The 17,170-nt window shown below is 62.2% G+C and carries 15 protein-coding genes; 4 read left to right on the top strand and 11 right to left on the bottom strand.

From position 1 onward, the window contains the following. Window positions 1-112: 112 nt before the first annotated feature. On the bottom strand, window positions 113-496 hold the full coding sequence (locus tag ACY69P_RS04615) for a flagellar protein FlaG (protein WP_462326710.1): 384 nt from the start codon (window positions 494-496) through the stop codon (window positions 113-115). Window positions 497-844: 348 nt separating this feature from the next. Here ACY69P_RS04615 and ACY69P_RS04610 point away from each other — a divergent pair, with 348 nt between their 5' ends. After that, window positions 845-1,756: a flagellin N-terminal helical domain-containing protein gene (locus ACY69P_RS04610; RefSeq protein ID WP_462326709.1), complete on the top strand. Its 912-nt coding sequence runs from the start codon at window positions 845-847 to the stop codon at window positions 1,754-1,756. 99 nt (window positions 1,757-1,855) lie between these two features. On the opposite strand, the gene rnc is transcribed toward ACY69P_RS04610, so the two are convergent. After that, window positions 1,856-2,566 carry a ribonuclease III gene (rnc, locus tag ACY69P_RS04605; RefSeq protein WP_404844110.1) on the bottom strand — a complete coding sequence of 237 codons (711 nt, stop codon included), beginning with the start codon at window positions 2,564-2,566 and terminating at the stop codon, window positions 1,856-1,858. A gap of 24 nt (window positions 2,567-2,590) precedes the next feature. On the opposite strand from rnc, the gene ACY69P_RS04600 reads away from it, so the two are divergent. Continuing rightward, entirely contained in the window at window positions 2,591-4,696 is a 2,106-nt protein-coding gene (locus ACY69P_RS04600; protein WP_462326708.1) for an acetate--CoA ligase family protein, read from the top strand. 62 nt (window positions 4,697-4,758) lie between these two features. After that, window positions 4,759-5,820 (top strand): phosphotransacetylase family protein, encoded by a 1,062-nt coding sequence (locus tag ACY69P_RS04595; protein ID WP_462326707.1) that lies wholly within the window; start codon window positions 4,759-4,761, stop codon window positions 5,818-5,820. A gap of 136 nt (window positions 5,821-5,956) precedes the next feature. Here the strand turns inward: ACY69P_RS04595 and ACY69P_RS04590 are convergent, their stop codons facing one another. Beyond that, window positions 5,957-7,513 carry a flagellar hook protein FlgE gene (locus tag ACY69P_RS04590; protein WP_462326706.1) on the bottom strand — a complete coding sequence of 519 codons (1,557 nt, stop codon included), beginning with the start codon at window positions 7,511-7,513 and terminating at the stop codon, window positions 5,957-5,959. Window positions 7,514-8,029: 516 nt separating this feature from the next. On the opposite strand from ACY69P_RS04590, the gene ACY69P_RS04585 reads away from it, so the two are divergent. Further along, a complete protein-coding gene (locus ACY69P_RS04585) occupies window positions 8,030-10,000 on the top strand; it encodes a methyl-accepting chemotaxis protein (RefSeq protein WP_462326705.1) in 1,971 nt (656 codons plus the stop codon). Window positions 10,001-10,081: 81 nt separating this feature from the next. On the opposite strand, the gene rnhA is transcribed toward ACY69P_RS04585, so the two are convergent. The 8 genes from rnhA to ACY69P_RS04545 all read right to left on the bottom strand — a co-directional run. After that, window positions 10,082-10,564: a ribonuclease HI gene (gene rnhA / locus ACY69P_RS04580; RefSeq protein ID WP_404843586.1), complete on the bottom strand. Its 483-nt coding sequence runs from the start codon at window positions 10,562-10,564 to the stop codon at window positions 10,082-10,084. 9 nt (window positions 10,565-10,573) lie between these two features. Then, the gene (locus tag ACY69P_RS04575; RefSeq protein ID WP_462326704.1) at window positions 10,574-11,083 is read right to left on the bottom strand and encodes a hypothetical protein; all 510 of its coding nucleotides are present in this window, start codon (window positions 11,081-11,083) and stop codon (window positions 10,574-10,576) included. 111 nt (window positions 11,084-11,194) lie between these two features. Continuing rightward, on the bottom strand, window positions 11,195-12,442 hold the full coding sequence (locus tag ACY69P_RS04570; protein WP_462326703.1) for an ABC transporter permease: 1,248 nt from the start codon (window positions 12,440-12,442) through the stop codon (window positions 11,195-11,197). After that, window positions 12,426-13,109: an ABC transporter ATP-binding protein gene (locus ACY69P_RS04565; RefSeq protein ID WP_462326702.1), complete on the bottom strand. Its 684-nt coding sequence runs from the start codon at window positions 13,107-13,109 to the stop codon at window positions 12,426-12,428. The genes ACY69P_RS04570 and ACY69P_RS04565 overlap by 17 nt, the downstream gene beginning before the upstream one ends. After that, entirely contained in the window at window positions 13,110-14,345 is a 1,236-nt protein-coding gene (locus ACY69P_RS04560) for an efflux RND transporter periplasmic adaptor subunit (protein ID WP_462326701.1), read from the bottom strand. A gap of 47 nt (window positions 14,346-14,392) precedes the next feature. Beyond that, a complete protein-coding gene (locus tag ACY69P_RS04555) occupies window positions 14,393-16,144 on the bottom strand; it encodes an aldehyde ferredoxin oxidoreductase N-terminal domain-containing protein (protein ID WP_404843581.1) in 1,752 nt (583 codons plus the stop codon). Beyond that, window positions 16,137-16,592 carry a 4Fe-4S binding protein gene (locus ACY69P_RS04550; protein ID WP_404843580.1) on the bottom strand — a complete coding sequence of 152 codons (456 nt, stop codon included), beginning with the start codon at window positions 16,590-16,592 and terminating at the stop codon, window positions 16,137-16,139. The genes ACY69P_RS04555 and ACY69P_RS04550 overlap by 8 nt, the downstream gene beginning before the upstream one ends. A gap of 60 nt (window positions 16,593-16,652) precedes the next feature. Continuing rightward, the coding region (locus tag ACY69P_RS04545; RefSeq protein WP_462326700.1) for a phosphohexomutase domain-containing protein at window positions 16,653-17,170 on the bottom strand (518 nt) is incomplete at its 5' end.

Here is a 17,170-nt window from a genome sequence, read left to right as displayed (position 1 = left end):
TCACTCAGAGTCGGCCGGGGCACTGCCCGGTCCCGGCCGACGCCCGAAAAAAAACGCCCCCGGCACATTCTGCCGGGGGCGTTTTGCGTTATCTGGGAGGCGGCGGACACGCCTAGAGCGAGCGGTCGAAAAAGCTGTGCGACAGCTCCTTGATGGACGCGGCAAGGCGCAGCACTTCATCAGCGGGCACTTTGCGGATGACCTTTTGGCCCGAGGCGTCGCGCACTTCGGCCTGCATTTCGCCGGTTTCCGTATTGATGTGGAATTTCAGGTCCACGCCAACGTTTTCGGCAAAGCGCTCCATGGGTTCAAGTACCTCGCGCGCCGCCTGAACGGACTGCTTGCGTGAGGTTTGCGCCTGCGTTTCCTTTGTGGGCGCCTGCGTGGGCGCGGCGTCGTCCTGCCGCGCGTCCGGGCGGTGCTGCGCCGGGCGAAGCTGCGTGCCGCTGCTGCCGTAGGCCTCTGCTGCCGTAATGTGGATTTTCTTGATGTTCATGGTCCACCTCCCTTTCCATGTTCCGGAAGCTGTTCCGGAAAGAAAAGGTCCTCAGTTGTCACATCGGCACACTGCGGGGGTGTCTTTAGGGGGTATTGTGGCGTGTTTTGCAGGCGTGGCGGGCCCGCGGGCGGGAGCCAGGTGGGAATTATCTGCAACTTCACCGCCTTGCCAGGGGCAGAGCGGCGTCAGGGAGATGACCTGAAAAGGGAAAAAAAATCCCGAAATGACGATTTTTTGCGGATAAACGGTGGGGAAGAAAAGTTAAGTGGCTGGTTTTGTTGGAGAAAAGTGTTTTGGCACAGGGGGTGCTTAATACTAGGCAAGCCAAAACAAGGAGGTTTTGCAATGTCTTTGGTCATAAATCACAATCTGATGGCCATGAACGCGGCCAGAAATCTGAATCACAGCTACGGTCAGCTGGCGACATCCACCCGCCGTCTGTCCTCTGGTCTTCGCGTGGGTACTGCTGCTGACGACGCCGCAGGCCTTGCCATCCGCGAGCTGATGCGCTCCGACGTGTCCACTCTGCATCAGGGCGTGCGTAACGCCAACGATGCCATCTCCATGGTGCAGACCGCCGACGGCGCGCTGCAGGTCATCGACGAAAAGCTCATCCGCATGAAAGAGCTTGCCGAACAGGCCGCCACCGGTACCTACAACTCCGACCAGCGTCTGATCATCGACTCCGAGTATCAGGCCATGGCGTCGGAAATTACCCGTATCGCCAACGCGACGGACTTCAACCAGGTGCACCTGCTGGACGGTACCCTTACCGGTGGGATTCCCGATGACCACGATGGTTCCGGACTCCAGCCTTCCGGTCCCATGAAGATCCACTTCGGTACGGGCAACGATTCGTCCGAGGACTACTACTTCATTTCCATCGGTGGTGCCACGGCCAGCCACTTTGGCCTTGGTTCCGGCGCGGATGCGTCCAATCCCGCGGGTAACACCATTTCCACCCAGTCCTTGGCGCAGGCTTCCTTGGAAGCTCTGGACGCCGCCATCGTATCCAAGGACAAGATCAGGGCCAACCTCGGTGCGTTGCAGAACCGCTTGGAGAACACCATCTCCAACCTGCAGATTCAGGCCGAGAACCTGCAGTCCGCTGAATCCCGCATCTCCGACGTGGACGTTGCCACCGAGATGACGGAATTTGTGCGCCACCAGATTCTCACCCAGTCCGCAGTCGCCATGCTGGCACAGGCCAACAGCCTGCCGCGTATGGCTATGCAGCTCATCGGCGGCGGCGCGTAAGTCGGCCGCATCCGGCGGCGCGTTGGCGCATGTGGCCATCTGTTGCCGGACCAAAGACGTATGCCGGGGAGGCTGTACGGCCTCCCCGGGATATGCGTCTTATTTTTTCTTCGTCTCTTCCTTTTCCTGCAAAAACTCCAGAGCCTTGGTCGCTGCATTCTGCTCGGCCTTTTTGACGCTGGTTCCCTCGGAGGAGAGCACCGTGCCGTCGGGCAGGGTGACCTGCACCACAAAGGTCTTGGCATGCTCGGGCCCCACGCTGTCAGCCAGCGCGTACACCGGGCGCTCTTTAAAGAGCTTTTGTGTGAGTTCCTGCAGCCTGCTTTTGGCGTCCTTGACGCGGCGCACGTCGCAGTGCTCGGGCCAGCGGTTTTCCAGCATGGTGTTGACCACGGCTTTGGCCGGGTCGTAGCCGCCGTCGAGAAAAACCGCACCAAGGATGGCTTCCACAGCGTCGGAGAGCAGGGAGTCCCTGTCCCGTCCGCCTTGCATTTCCTCGCCTTTTCCAAGCCGCAGTATGCGGTCCAGCTCCAATTCTCGCGCAACTTCAGCCAGTGCGGGTTCACTCACCAGCTTGGCGCGCAGACGCGTCATTTGACCTTCAGGCGCTTCGGGAAATTTTGCAAAAAGCATTTCCGAAGTGCTAAGCTCCAATACCGCGTCCCCGAGAAATTCCAGCCGTTCATTGTCTTCTGTATCGTTGCCGTGTTCATTGGCGTACGAACTGTGCGTCAACGCTGTTTGCAGAAGCTTGACTTGTGAAAATCGATAGGAAATAGTCGTTTGCAGTGTTTCGAGGTCCTGTTTCATCATGTTCTCCACATGTAGGTCGTCATGCCCGAGCACAATCTTGAAGCGCTATTCACGCCTGCGGCCGTTGCGGTTATTGGTGCATCGGCTACGCCGGGCAAGGTTGGTCACAGTGTTGTGGCCAATCTGGTGGAGGCCGGATACCAGGGGAAAATTTTCCCGGTCAACCCCAAGGGGGGCGAGGTTTTCGGCCTGCCTGTGGTTCAGGACATCGCGTCCTTGCCTTCGCCGCTTGATCTGGCCGTGGTCTGCATTCCGCCCCGTGGCGTGACGGATGCCGTGCGGCAGCTGGCCCAGCTGCCGGTGCGCGCCGTCATTGTCATCACTGCGGGCTTTAAAGAGACCGGCCGGGAAGGGTACTACCTTGAACAAGAACTCACGTCCATTGCCCGCGAGAAGAATATCGCGCTGCTTGGGCCAAACTGTCTTGGACTCAATAACACTGCCTGCGGCATGAACGCCACCTTTGCCGCGGGGCAACCCCGGCAGGGGAATATCGCCTTTTTTTCGCAGTCCGGGGCGCTGTGCACCGCCATTCTCGACTGGGCCCTCGGCGAGAATATTGGCTTTTCCTCGTTCATCAGCCTTGGCAACAAGGCCGTGCTGGACGAGTCCGACATGCTGGAGCACATGCGCGACGACGCGCAGACCAACGTCATTCTTGGCTACATGGAGAGCGTGGACGACGGGGTGCGCTTTATGCGGGTGGCGCGCGAGGTCACGCGCGAAAAGCCCGTCATCGTCATCAAGTCCGGCACCACGGCGGCGGGGGCCAAGGCGGCCTCCAGCCACACCGGAGCCATGGCCGGGTCCGAGCAGGCCTATGCCGCGGCCTTTGCGCAGTCCGGCATCATGCGCGCGCGGGATGTGGCCACGCTGTTCAATTTGGCGCAGGCCTTTTCCATGCAGCCCCTGCCGGAAGGGCCGAACCTGTGCATCGTAACAAATTCCGGCGGCCCCGGCATTATGGCCGCCGACGCCTGCGAGCGGAGCAATCTGCTCATCAGTCCGCTGTCCGCCGCTACGGTGGAGCGCCTTGGGACGTTTTTGCCGCCCTTTGCCTCCTTCTATAATCCCGTAGACATCATTGGCGATGCGGACGCCGAGCGGTACAGAAAAACCCTGGAGGCCGTGGCGCAGGATGAGCTTGTCCACGCCGTGCTTGTGCTGCTGACGCCTACGGCTTCGGCGCAGATTGTGGAGACGGCCAGAGCCGTAGCGGATGTGGCCGCCACCACCGACAAGCCCGTGTTTGCCTGCTTTATGGGGCAGGAGCGCGTGGGGCCGGGGCGGGAACTCCTGCTGAAGGCCGGGGTGCCGTGCTATGGCTTCCCAGAGCCCGCCATCCACAGTATCGAGACCATGTACCGCCACGCCATGTGGAAGGCGCGCCCCAAGGCGCTGGAGATGAGCATTATCCGTGACGCAACCCGCGCGGCCGAGGTGGTGGACAAGGCCCGCCGCCGTGGGTGTGTGGAGATTGTGGAATTTCAGGCGCAGGAACTGTTGAAGGCTTACGGCCTGCCTTTGCCGGAGACGGAGCTTGCCCGGACATCGGAGGAAGCCGTGGCCGCTGCCGAGCGCATCGGCTACCCCGTGGTGGTGAAAATCGCCTCGCCGCAGATTTCGCACAAGAGCGATGTGGGGGGCGTGCGCGTTGGCCTTGCCGACGCCGGGGCGGTGCGCGGGGCTTTTATGGACGTGACGTCGCGCGCCCAGCGCCTGCGCAAGGACGCGTTCATCTCGGGCTGTCTGGTTCAGGCGATGGCTCCCAAGGGGGCCAAGGAGGTCATTGTGGGCTTTAAGCGCGACCCGCAATTTGGCCCGCTGGTGATGTTTGGCCTTGGCGGGGTGTATGTGGAGGTGCTGAAGGATATCGCCTTCCGCCTTGCACCGCTGTCCAAGACCGACGCCCACGACATGATACGCGAAATCCGCTCCTATCCCCTGCTGCGCGGCGTACGCGGGGAGGCACCGGTGGATTTTGGCGCCATTGAGGATATCCTGCTGACCATGTCCCAGCTTGCGGTGGACATCCCGGACATCTTCGAGGCCGAGTTCAACCCCATACTGGTGGACAACAATGGAGCGACGGTGGCGGATGTGCGCGTCACCCTGTGCACCAATTGATGGACCGGCCACACACGAAGCAGCAAACGACAACAGGCCATACGAACGATGAGGAGGACACAATGTCAGGCATCTACATAGGCTCGACCTCCGGGTTTTCCGGCAAGAACATGGTCGTGATGGGGCTCGGCCTGAAGCTGCAAAAGGACGGCTACAGCGTCGGCTACATGAAGCCCGTTGGGGCCATGCCCACCGAGATTGACGGCAAACCCTGCGACGAGGACGCCTATTTCGTGCAGGACATTCTGGGCCTGAAGGACGACCCCGCAGACGTCACCCCCGTGCTGGTGACGCAGGATTTTAAGGTCCGCGCCTTTTCCGGCGAATGCGGCGACCTGATGGGCGACATTGAGGCCGCCTACAAACGCGTCAGCGCCGGGCACGATGTGACCATTGTTGCAGGCTCGGGCAGCATGTACTCGGGCAAATACTGCGACGTGGACGCCATCAATGTGGTCAAGCGCCTTGGCCTGAAGACCATCATCATCGACAGGTATCAGGAAGAGTTGAAGTACGACTACCTGATGGCCATGCGCGAGGCCCTTGGCGAGTCGCTCCTTGGCGTTATCCTGAACGACATTCCGCCGTCCTTTATGGACGAGGTGGAAGGCATGCTGCGCCCCTGTTTGGAGCGTGCGGGCGTGCGCGTACTGGGCGTTATCCCCAAGGACCCGCTCATGGGCGCCATCAAGGTGTCCGACCTTGCCGAGCGCCTTGGGGGCAAGGTGATTTCCGCGCATAACAAGGCGGACAAGGTGGTGGAGAATTTCCTCATCGGCACCATGCAGGTGGAGAACTTTATGACCCACTTCCGCAAGAACAAGAACTCCGCCATCATCGTCGGCGGCGACAGGTCCGACGTGCAGCTTGTGGCCCTTGAGGGCAACTGCCCCTGCCTTGTGCTCACCGGCAATCTGTACCCCAACGACATCATCCTCACCCGCTCCGAGGTGCTGGAGGTGCCCATCGTCATTGTGCGCGAGGATACCTATTCCGTAGCCAAGAAGATGGAGAGCATCCTTTCGCGCCACAAACTGCGCGACATCATCAAAATCCGTCAGGGCGCGCAGTTGGTGAGTTCCAGCATTGATTACGAATTCTTCAAGTCCTCACTTGGTTTGTAGCCTGACGGCCTTTTGTCAGATTGGAGACGGGGCGTCCCCTTGGGGGCGCTCCGTTTTTTTAATGGCACAAAAAAAGACCGCCCCCACAGCAGCAGTGTGCGGTGGGGGCGGTCTTTTTTGCTGCGCGCTTGAAAAACTAGCGCTTCATGTTGATGAGCATCTCCAAAATGGAGTCCGAGGTGGTGATGACCTTGGAGTTGGCCTGGAAGCCGCGCTCCGTGGAAATCATCTTCACGAACTGGTCGGCCATGTCCACGTTGGAGGTCTCCAGCGTGCGTTCGGACAGGACGCCGAAGTTGGCCTCGCCGGGCGTGCCCTCGACGGCTTCGCCGGAATCCTGCGTGGCGCTGAAGTGGTTGGCGCCTTCGCGCCTCAGGCCCCATTCATTGGTGAAGGTGAACAGGGAGAACTGGAACAGGTCCTTGTGCACGCCGTTGGAGAAGTTGCCGACCATCACGCCGCTGCGGTCCACGCTGATGCTGGAGAGGAAGCCCTCGGCGTAGCCGTCCTGCGACTTGGTAATGGTGGAGCTGGTGCCCATGAAGTTGGTTGTGGGCCTGCTGGCGGGTGTGGCCCCGGTCATGGTGGGCAGCAGGGACGTGTCGGTCCCGATGTCCGCCGCCGAGGCGACTGCGCCGCTGTCAAAGCCCGTGCCTGTCAGGCCAAGGTCGAGGCTGATGGTGCTCTGCCCGGAGGTTACCGTGGCCCCGGTCTCGTCGGCGCTGAGGAAGGTCATGTCGAAGGTGGGTGCGCCATCTTCGGAGACGCCAGCTGGAACCCAGTTGGCGGGGTCGGTGGCGTCGCCGGTGCCGCTGTAGTTGAAGGCCGACATGCCCTTCAACTGGCCCGTGGAATCAAACGTCAGGGTGCCCGCCAGTACAAGGCCCGCGCCTTTGGTGCCCGCCATTGCCGCGCGGCCATCCTCGCCGGGGTCGAATCCGGCAACAAATTCATACGTGGTCTCGCCGCCCGCGTTGCTGGCGGAGGCAGGGTCAAAGTGTACGTTGAGGGTATGGGCGTTGCCCTGGTCGTCGTACACCTTCACCGCGGCGGAGTAGGCCGTTGCTTCGGTGCCAAGGGGACCATCCTCATTGGTGCCGTCCCAGCTTTTGAGCAGGGCGAAGAACGGGTCCGTGGCGTCGGAGGTGCGCTCTTCGTCAGCGGCAAGGCCGAGGTTGACGTTCAGCGACACGGCGGACGTGGCCTTTGGCGGCACGGTAACAAGGCCGCCCTCGCCCATGGTCAGCTGGATGTCCGCTGTGGCGGCGGCAACGTTGCCGTTGTCGTCAATGGTCTTGCCCTGCACGTGATAGCCGTTGGGGTCCACAAGGAAGCCCTCTTTGTCGAAGCGGAAATTGCCCGCGCGGGTGTAGCGGACCTTGTCGTCCTGCGTCACGCGGAAGAATCCGTCCCCGGCAATGGCGAGGTCCGTGGCCTCGGCCCCCGGCTGAAAGCCGCCGATGTTGAAGTCCGTCAGGATGCCGCCGAGCCCGACGCCAAGCCCCTTTTGCGACATGCTTACATCCGGGGAGGACCCCGTGGATGCAAACTGGCTCATCAGCGTCTGGAAGTGAACGTCCGCGCTCTTGTAGGCGAGGGTGTTCACATTGGCCAGATTGTTGCCGATATTGCCCATGCGTTCGCCGTGGGACTTCATGCCCGTCGTCCCTACGTACATGGATGAAAAACTCATACGTGTTCTCCTTCACTACCGATTATTGCCCGGAAGGCATTTTTTGCCTTCGCAGGGGGATATCGCAAAGGCCGTGCCAGAATGTGCAGGATTGTGCGGCGGATGTGCTGCGCGCCCCGCCAAGGCACGGCGCGCAAGGGGTTGATGTTTTAAAATCCCCGAATGACGGTTATTTTCGCAGGGGTTGCACCTTGCAAGAGTTGCGCTTTTGTGCTGAGTGAATGCGTGCGCTCACACAGGCGGGGGCACGTTTTGCATCATCGTCATGCAGCGGAAGATGATGCGTGGCTGCGGCCTGCGTCCCGAGTGCGTGGCCGGGCAGAAAGATGCGCGCGGCGGCAAAAAAGCTTTTGATTTCAAATGATAAAGTTGTTTGTATAGATTTGCTTGAGCGTATTGAAGTCATACTGCGCCTGAGGGATATGCAGTACGGCTCTGGAGCAATCTGCGGATAGAGTGTTCACAGACAATTTTGCATTGGGCCGAAGGTTCTTCGGTCCGTTAGGGAGAGAGGACATGTCTGTACGGATGAAATTGACCAGCATAGGGGCCATAGCCCTTGTTGGGCTGGTCGCGGTGTTCGCCATCAGTGTGTATGGCGGCTGGAGTGTGCGGCAGACAATGCTGCTGGAGAAGGAAGCGAGCAGCGCCGGAGCGGCCATGCTTCAGGCGCGGCGGCATGAAAAGAATTTTATTGTGCGCATGGAGCGCCAATGGGCGGACAAGACCATAGACGCCCTGGGTAGCGTGCGCACGCGGCTGCGCCATCTTCAGCACAACGACCCGGACTTTGCGGCGCGAGCCGGGAAGGCGCTGAGCTTCCTTGAAAGCTATGAGGGCAGCTTCAAGACGGCAGTTCTGTACGAGGAGCGCCTTGGATTCACGGAGGATCAGGGCCTGCGCGGCGAGATGCGCCGCAGCGTGCATGATATGGAAAACACCTTTGCGCGCGTGGACGCGCCGGAGTTGCAGTACCGCCAGCTGATGCTGCGCCGTTACGAGAAGGACTTTATCATCCGGGGCAGCGAAAAGGCGGAGCAGAAATTTGCCGGGGCCGTCCGCCAGATGCGCACGGCGCTTGATGCCTCTGTGGACATTGATTCCGCTCTGCGCTCGCAGTTGACCAGCGACCTTGACGCCTATGTGAACAGTTTTGCCCAGTTGGTGAAGACGCGCCACGCCCTCAATGACCAGCGGGCCGCCTTCATCAATGCCGCCCGCAGTGTGGAGCCGCTGGTGCTGAGCATTGCGCAGGACGCCGCCGCGCGGCAGGATTCGGCCTTCAAGGCGGGCGTTATTGTGTCCGTTGTGGCGGCGCTGGCCACGGCGTTGGCGCTCATTGTGTGCATCTACCTTGTTGGACGCTCCATCCTGCGTCCCCTTGCGGCGTTGCAGGACTGTTCCGACAAAGTGGCGCAGGGCGATTACGAGGCGGTGTCCAAGGTGGGCTTTACCGGCGAATTTGAAGCGCTGCGGGCGGATGTGGAACTGATGGTTGCCAGCATCCGCAAGGCTATGGACGACGCCCACGCCAAGAGCGGAGAGGCCGCCCAGCAGGCAAGCAAGGCGCAGAAGGCCATGGACGAAGCCCATGAGCGCGAAGCGCAGGTGCGTGAACTCCTCGGCACCATTACCGATGTTGCCAAGCAGTCTGTGGAAATTACCGAAGCGTTGTCTGCCGCGTCGGCGCAGCTTGCCGCCGAGGTGGAGCAGACCACCGAGGGCGCGGCGCTGCAGCAGCAGCGCGTGGGGCAGACCGCCACGGCTATGGAACAGATGACGGCGTCCATCCTTGAGGTGGCGCGCAATTCCGCCTCCGCGGCGGATATGGCGCACAAGAGCCGCGAGGACGCCATGGAGGGCCGCCAGCGCGTAGAGAATACCGTCAAGGACGTGGCAAAGGTGCAGACCAGCACCGAGGAACTTTCCGCCGTAATGGATGACCTGAGCGAAAAGGCCAGCTCCATTGGCGAGGTGATGAACGTCATCGCGGACATTGCGGACCAGACGAACCTGCTGGCCCTGAATGCCGCCATTGAGGCCGCCCGCGCGGGCGACGCCGGGCGCGGCTTTGCTGTGGTGGCCGACGAGGTCCGCAAGCTGGCGGAGAAGACCATGGCCGCCACGCAGGAAGTGGGCCGGGCTATCTCCGGCGTGCAGGAATCCGTACAAAGCACCGTGGCCAAGCGCCGCGTGGCCGAGGACGCCCTACTGGCCACAGTACAGCATGCCCGCGAAGCCGGAGAGATGCTGGAAGGCATTGTGGAGAGTGTGGAAGGCACGGCCCAAATGGCGCAGAACATTGCCACCGCAGCCGAGGAGCAGTCCTCCGCGTCCGAGCAGATTAACGGCTCCGTGGAGGAAATTAGCGTGGTGACGGACGAGACGGCCAAGGGCGCTGCGGAATCGGCAGAAGCCATCCGCGGCATTGCCGGACGCGCCGAGCAGTTGCAGCGCCTTATTCAGCAGCTGCGCGCCGCCAGCTGAGGCATCGCATCAGCACCAAAACGAACGGCCCAGAAGGACTTCTTCTTCCGGGCCGTTTTTTTGTGCCGGGGCGGGGTGCGGTTAGCCGGGGTAGCCCTCGTCAACGGGCAGGCCGGACTGCTGGGCGGCGGCTTTGGCAAGCTCGTCACAGCGTTCGTTGTCCGGGTTGCCGCTGTGGCCCTTGACCCAGTTGTAGGAGATGTTGTGCTTGGCGATAAGCGGCAGAATGCGCTGCCACAGGTCTTGATTTTTCACGGGCTTTTTGGCGGCGGTTTTCCACCCGCGCTTTTGCCAGTTGCCAATCCAGTTTTGCCGGATGGCGTCCAGAAAGTATTTGGAATCGGAGTGCAGTTCCACATCGCAGGGGCGCGTCAGGGCGGAGAGCGCCTCGATAACGGCGGTAAGCTCCATGCGGTTGTTGGTGGTTTCCCTAAAGCCGCCGGAGAGTTCCTTTTTGGTGTCGCCAAAGCGGAGCACTGCGCCCCAGCCGCCGGGACCGGGGTTGCCGAGGGCGGAGCCGTCGGTATGGATGATGACGGTCTGCCCGTCTGGTGTGTCGGTCATGCTGTATCCTTATGGGGTCGTCGTGTGGTTCAGGTCGATGAGCCGCTGCCACGTCAGGGCAAGGGCCTTGATAAGGCCTGTGGGCCAGCTGTCGCTGGCAAAGTACGGCGCCATGTGCGTTGTTTGCAGCTGGGTGATGAATTCCGGCCCAAGGGCGCGCTCCACCAGCGGCGGGAAGAAGACGATGAGCTTTTCGTTGGCGGTATCAAGGCCAAAGAACATGGTCTTGGAGTCCAGCGCCGGGATTTCCACGGGCCCGTCCTGAATGGACAGGCGCAGCTCCACGCCGAATTCCTCTTCGAACATGCTGGAGAGCTCGTAGAGGTGTTTCTTTTGCGCCTTGGTCATAAGGCCGGTGGCGTCCTGCAGGGTGCTGCGGGATTTGATGTCCTCTATGGTTCTGTCAAAGTGCTGCATGTACAGCCAGCCCACGCCAAGAAAGACGCAGATGAGGAGCATGATGCGCAGAAAGCGGATGCCGCCCGATTCCGACTGGGGCGGCAGGATGTTGAGTCGCATGGGGTTCTCCTTGAAGCAGCCCGGCCCGCTGGAGGGCGGTGCCATAAGGGCGTCGTGGACGATGCCGCACGGTATGCGCAGGGTGGTTGCGCCGTCAAGGCGGCAGGCGGTCTAGTTTTCCTCGCCGCGCAGGGCGGCAACCGGGTCCATGAGCGCGGCGCGCCGCGCCGGACGGATGCCGAACACCACGCCAATGGCCGACGCGGAGAGGAGCGCCAGCACAAAGACCTTGGCCGAGAACTGGATCTCCAAAATGCCAAGGCGGGACAGCGTTTGTCCAAGGCCCATGCCAAGGGCCATGCCAATGAGCGCCCCGGCGCAGGTGAGCAGCAGCGCCTCCATGAGGAATTGCGCCGTCAGCACCCACGAGGACGCCCCAAGGGCCTTGCGCAGGCCAATCTCCGTGATGCGCTCGCTGACGCTGATATAAAACAGGTTGGCAAGGACAAAACCGCCCACCAGCATGGCCACAGCGGCGGTGACGCCCAAAAAGGCCACCAGTCCGCCCTTGAGGATGCTGATGAACTTGAGAATTTCGTCCGCGGTAAGGATGGTGAAGTCGTCCGGCTCATCGGCGCGCAGGCCGTGCAGGTGCCGCAAAAAGGAGCGCAGGTTCTCCACGTGGGCGCTCATGTGCTCCGGGTCGTGGAATTTGACGCGGATGGCGCGGAAGTATTTGCGGTCCATGTTGAAGCGCTGGGTCAGGGTGGTCAGGGGCAGGACCATGCGCTCGTCAATATTGCCGCGCCCGCCCGTGAAGCCCCGGTACGACAGCCGCCCGATGATTTGGACGGGCAGGTCGTCCAAAAACACTACCTTGCCGATGGGTGATTCGTCGCCAAACAGCTCCTGCGAAACAGCCTCGCCTATAAGGCCGACCTTGGCCCCGCGCGTTACGTCCTCTTTGGAGAAGTCGCGTCCGGCGGCCAGCGGCCAGTTCCAGACCTCGGAGTAGCCCTCAGTGGCGCCGACGACCACGGGCACTTGCATATTCTTGTTGCCGGACTTGGCCGTGATGTTGCCTTTGCCGCGCATGGGCACCACCAGATACGCGCCGGGCAGGGACTCGCGCAGGCGGCGTACGTCCGTCCACGACAGGGTGAGGGTGCGCTTGCCCACGGCGCGGCTGCGGATGTCGCCGCCAAGGATGAAGGCCGCGTCCGGGCCGAACATTTCCATGATTTCCATGGTGCGCCGCTCCGCGCCGTCAATAGCCGTGACGATGATGGTCAGCGCCGCTATGCCAAGGGCGATGGCGGAGACCACAAACGCACTGCGCAGTTTGTAGGCCCACACGGCTTCCGCGGCAAAGCCGAGGGCGCGGTACAGCTGGCGGCAGGCCCTACAGGTTGGACGCAATCTGGCCGTCCGCAAGGAGGATGCGTGTTGAGGCATGGCGTGCTGTGTCCTCGTCGTGGGTCACCATGACGACAGTGGTCCCCTGCTGGTTGATGCGGGAGAGCAGGTCCATGATTTCCGTGCTGGTGGCGGAGTCCAGCTGGCCTGTCGGCTCGTCGGCAAAGATGACCGCCGGGCCGTTGATGAGGGCGCGGGCCAGGGCCACACGCTGCTGTTGGCCGCCGGAGAGCTGGGACGGACGGAATGAGGCCCGGTCCTCAAGTCCTACAAGGCCCAAAAGCTCATGCGCCCGCGCCGTGAGTTCGCGGCGCGAGGTGTCGCCGTACAGGCCGGGCAGGATGACGTTTTCAAGGGCCGAGGCGTAGGGGATGAGGTAAAAGCTTTGAAAGACGAAGCCAAAGCGCGTGCCGCGCAGACCACTGGCTTCATCGTCGTCCATGTTCGCCACGTTGGAGCCGTCGAGCAGGTAGCGCCCCGAGGAGGGGCGGTCCAGCAGACCGAGGATATGCAGCAGGGTGGACTTGCCGGAGCCGGACGTCCCCTGCAGCGCCACAAAATCGCCGTGGTCAATGGTCAGGGACACGCCCTTGAGGACGTTTGTGACCATATCCCCTTGCGTGTAGTCGCGCCGGATGTCGTCAAGCTGGATAAGCGGGGCGTCTGTCATCTACTTGGACGCCTTTTTCTTTTTGGCGCCGGGCAGCACCAGCTGGGTGGCGACGGTGTCGCCGTCGCTGAGGCCCTCAAGAACTTCCGTCCGCTGGCTTCCGGCGAGGCCGAAGGTCGGCGAGGTGCGCCGCGTTTCGCCCTTGTCCACCACGTATACCGCCTGCTCGCCGCTCACCCACTTGATGGCGCTGTTGGGCAGGGAGAGGACGTCGTCCTTGGTCTGCACGATGATGCGACACTGGGTGGTCATCTCCGGGCGCAGGCTCAGGGCCGTGTCGCTGCCAAGGGTGACGAGGGCCTGATAGTACACGATGTTGTCGCGGACCTCTGGCTCCGGGTAGATTTGGTCGATGCTGCCGTTGAAGACCGTGTCCGGATAGGCGTCCACAAGGAATTCCACGGGCATGCCCTGCTTCACCTGCCCGATGTCCGTTTCATCCACGTAAATCCACATTTCAAGGCGCGTTGGGTCCAGCACGGTGATGAGGTTCGTCACCTGCAGGCCCGAGACCACGGTTTCGCCTTCCTGTGCGGTGACTTTGCTCACCACGCCGGTGATGGGGCTTTTGATGCGGGTGTAGGACAGGCGCGTGCGGATGGAGTCCAGATTGGCGCGGGCTTCCTGCACGGCCTTTTCGGCCTTGCGCCGCTCCTTGATGAATTCCTTGCGCAGGCGGGCGAGGGCGGCCTTGCGGGCGCGCAGTTGGTTGCCCTTCACGTCCGCGCTTTGGACGGCGCTGTCCAGCGTATCGCGGGCGATGAGGTTTTTGGCGTACAGGCGTTCTTGCCGCTCCAGATTCTGGATGGCGTAGTCGGCTTCTGCTTCGGCGGCGGCGTAATCGGCCTCGGCCTCGGTAATTTGCAGGGGGTAGACCGTGCGCACGCGGTCCAGCTCGGCCTGGGTGCGCTCAAGGCGCGCCGTGGCTTCGGTTTGCGTGGCGTTGAGTTCGCGGTCGTCGATGATGGCGATCAGGTCGCCTTTGGTGACGGCGTCGCCCACTTTCACGCGCATGCTGGTGATGCGCCCGGTGGCCTGCGCGCCAATTTTGACAATGGCACCCACCTGCGCCTTGACGATGCCGGTGGCGTCCAGCTGTTTGCGCACTTGTCCTTTGCGGACGGTGTCAGTCTTCAGCACGGTAATGGCGCCGCCGCTGTTGCCGGAGAACCAAAGAAAGGCCCCACCAGCCAAGAGCGCCAGCGCCAGAGTGATAAGCAGTAGTCTTCTACGCACGTGAATCCTTGTCGCGTCGAGGGTCTATGGGAAGTCGAAAGCGCAGGTTACTCTGCGGAGTTGGCGAGGTCCAGTATCGCCGCGGCGTATTTCTCCTTGATTTCATTCAGATAGGCTTCGTCCATGCCGCCCTTCCAGGTGACGACCTCAAGAAAACGGCGGGGGATTTTCACGGCGCGCGGGTCGAAGCCGCAGGCCAGCTTGTGCCGCCAGCGCAGGATTTGCATCTCGCGCGCGAGGTCGTCCAGGCGGTCAGCCGCGTCCGCAAGGCCCACGGAGGTCAGCGCCTGCTGCAGGCGCTCTGTGCTGTAGACCTTGCGCGCAAACAGGCAGGACACCATGCCCGTCAGCATCACGCGTTTGCGCTCGTCCTCAATCATGAAGGCGACGGCGTCGTCGGCGTCCTGCTCGCCGGGTTTGGCCTTTTGGTCATAGGAGTACGCGCCGCTGTCGAGGTGCGAATGCCGAAAGCCCAGCGCCTGCGAAACAAAATACACTTCGCCCGTGGCGTAGCCCGCCATCTCCTGCCCGAGGACGCAGGCGAACTCTTCGCCGCCGTAGTGCTTGGCCGCGGCCAGCGCGCCCTGCCCAAGGCGGGCGTAGAATTCGTTGGCGCGGCTGCCCAGCAGGGGCACGGCGTCGATGAAGCCGCTTTTTGTGCCGCTGACGAGGGGGACGATGGTGTCCTCCTGACTAATGAGACCTTTGTCCAGCGCTTCGGCGGCCCACGCCAGCGCCACGCCCGCGCTCATCACGTCCAGCCCTTGGCGCTCGCACTCGTCGAGAATGGCCAGCACGTCGGACGCCGAGGTCAGCCCCAGCATGGACCCGCAGGCAAAAATAGGCTCGTAGTCGTAGGAGACCTGCCGGTAGAGGTATTCATTTTCGTCGGCAAATTTTTCGCGCAGCAGGCCGATGTGGATGCAGCCCACCGGACACCCGGCGCAGGCCGTCTGCCGCAGCAGGAGCTGTTCGGCAAAGCGCTCGCCGGAGATGCCGTCGATTTCCGGGCGGGTGGTCTTGCGCAGGTTGTCCCACGGCAGGGCCTTGAGTTCATTGAGGGCGAGCAGGTTCTCGGCAGTGCCAAGGTTGTGGTACTTGCTCATCATCCCGGAGTCCGTGACTTCCGTGTAGATGTCTTTGAACAGGTCCTTGTAGTCCTTGCCGCCGGGCAAATCGAGTTCGCGGTCACCGATGACGGCGAGTCCTTTGAGGTTTTTAAAGCCCATCACCGCACCGGAGCCAAGGCGGCCAAAGTGGCGGAAGGAGTCCACATTGATGCAGGCGTAGGCAACGCCGTTTTCCCCGGCGGGACCGATGCGGATGATGCTACCGTGCCCGTGGGTGGGGCGGCGCTTGCGCAGGTACTTGCCGGTGCTGAACACGTCGCGCCCGCGCAGGTATTCCACGTTTTCCACGTCGATTTTCCGTCCGCCCACGGTGAGGAAGGACAGCTCCTTTGCCTTGCCCGTGACGACAATGGCGTCGTACCCCGCAAAGCGCATGGACAGCGCAAGGCGTCCGCCCGCGTGGGATTCGGCGTATTCGTCGTTGTAGGGCGATTTGAAGGCGCACACCACTTTGCTCATCAGCGGGAACATGCCCGTCAGCGGGCCAATGGCAAAGATAAGGGGCTGGGAGGGATGCTCCGCCGGGTGGTCCGGACTGCCGAAGTGCTCAAACAGCGCGGCGGCAAGGCCGGACCCGCCAAGGGTTTCGCTGACCGGGGCAAAGTCCGAGCGCTTGCCCTTTCCGGTGTCCAGATTCACGTGCAGGATGTGGAACATGCGGTCACTCATCGGACGCCTCCCTGCGGCTTGGGGTGGCGGAGGAGGGCTGCGGCGTTCCCGCGTCCACAAGCTCCAAACAGTCGTGCGGACAGAAGGGGACGCACCGCCCGCAGTGGATGCAGACGTAGGGCAGGCCGTCCTCGTCGCTCATGGCAATGGCGTCCACGGGGCAGGCGGCCGCGCATTCGCCGCAGCGGATGCACAGCTCGCGCTTGACCTTGACGCCGCCGTCCTTGCGTTGGCTAAAGGCCCCGGTGGGGCAGGCAATGGCGCATGGTGCCGGGTCGCAGGCAAGACAGTAGCGGGCTTCAAATCCGGTGGTGAGGCCGCCTGCCGAGCCGATGCGGATGCCCGCACGGGACCAGGACAGGCTGCTGTGGACGAGACGGGAACAGGCGAGAGAGCAGGAATGGCACCCGATGCAGCGTTCCATATGGCTGGCACGGAGTATCTTCATGGTGCGTGGCTCCACCATGCCGCCGGGTCGTATGCCCCGGCGGCATGGGTTCGGTCGGAGTTAGGCCATTTCGGCAATCCACTCGGCGAGCGGAACCTCGATGACCTTGCGGATTTCTTCCAGACGCTCTGGCGACTGCGCCTCAAAGCGCAGGACGAGCACGGGCTGCGTGTTGGAAGCGCGCAGCAGGGCCCATCCGTCCGGGAAAGTGATGCGGACGCCGTCAACGTCGATGATATCATACTTTTCCCGGAAGTAGTCCTGCGCGCGGCGCACCACGTCAAACTTGATGGCGTCGGGGCAGTCCTTGCGGATTTCCGGGGTGTTGTAGGTCTTGGGCCAGTCGCTGAGGTAGGTGCTGATGGGCACGCCGGGCTTCTCGCTCATGATTTCCACGATGCGCTGGGCCGCGTAGCAGCCGTCGTCAAAGCCGTAGTAGCGGTCGGCAAAAAACATGTGGCCGCTCATTTCGCCGGCCAGCTGCGCGCCGGTTTCCTGCATGCGGGCTTTGATGAGGGAGTGCCCGGTCTGCCCCATGATGGGCACGCCGCCGTGCTCGGCAATGTCATTGTACATAA

It is taken from the genome of Desulfobaculum sp., assembly GCF_054921475.1.
The sequence above is the reverse complement of the archived record's forward strand: the minus strand, read 5'-3'. Positions and strand labels throughout refer to the sequence as shown.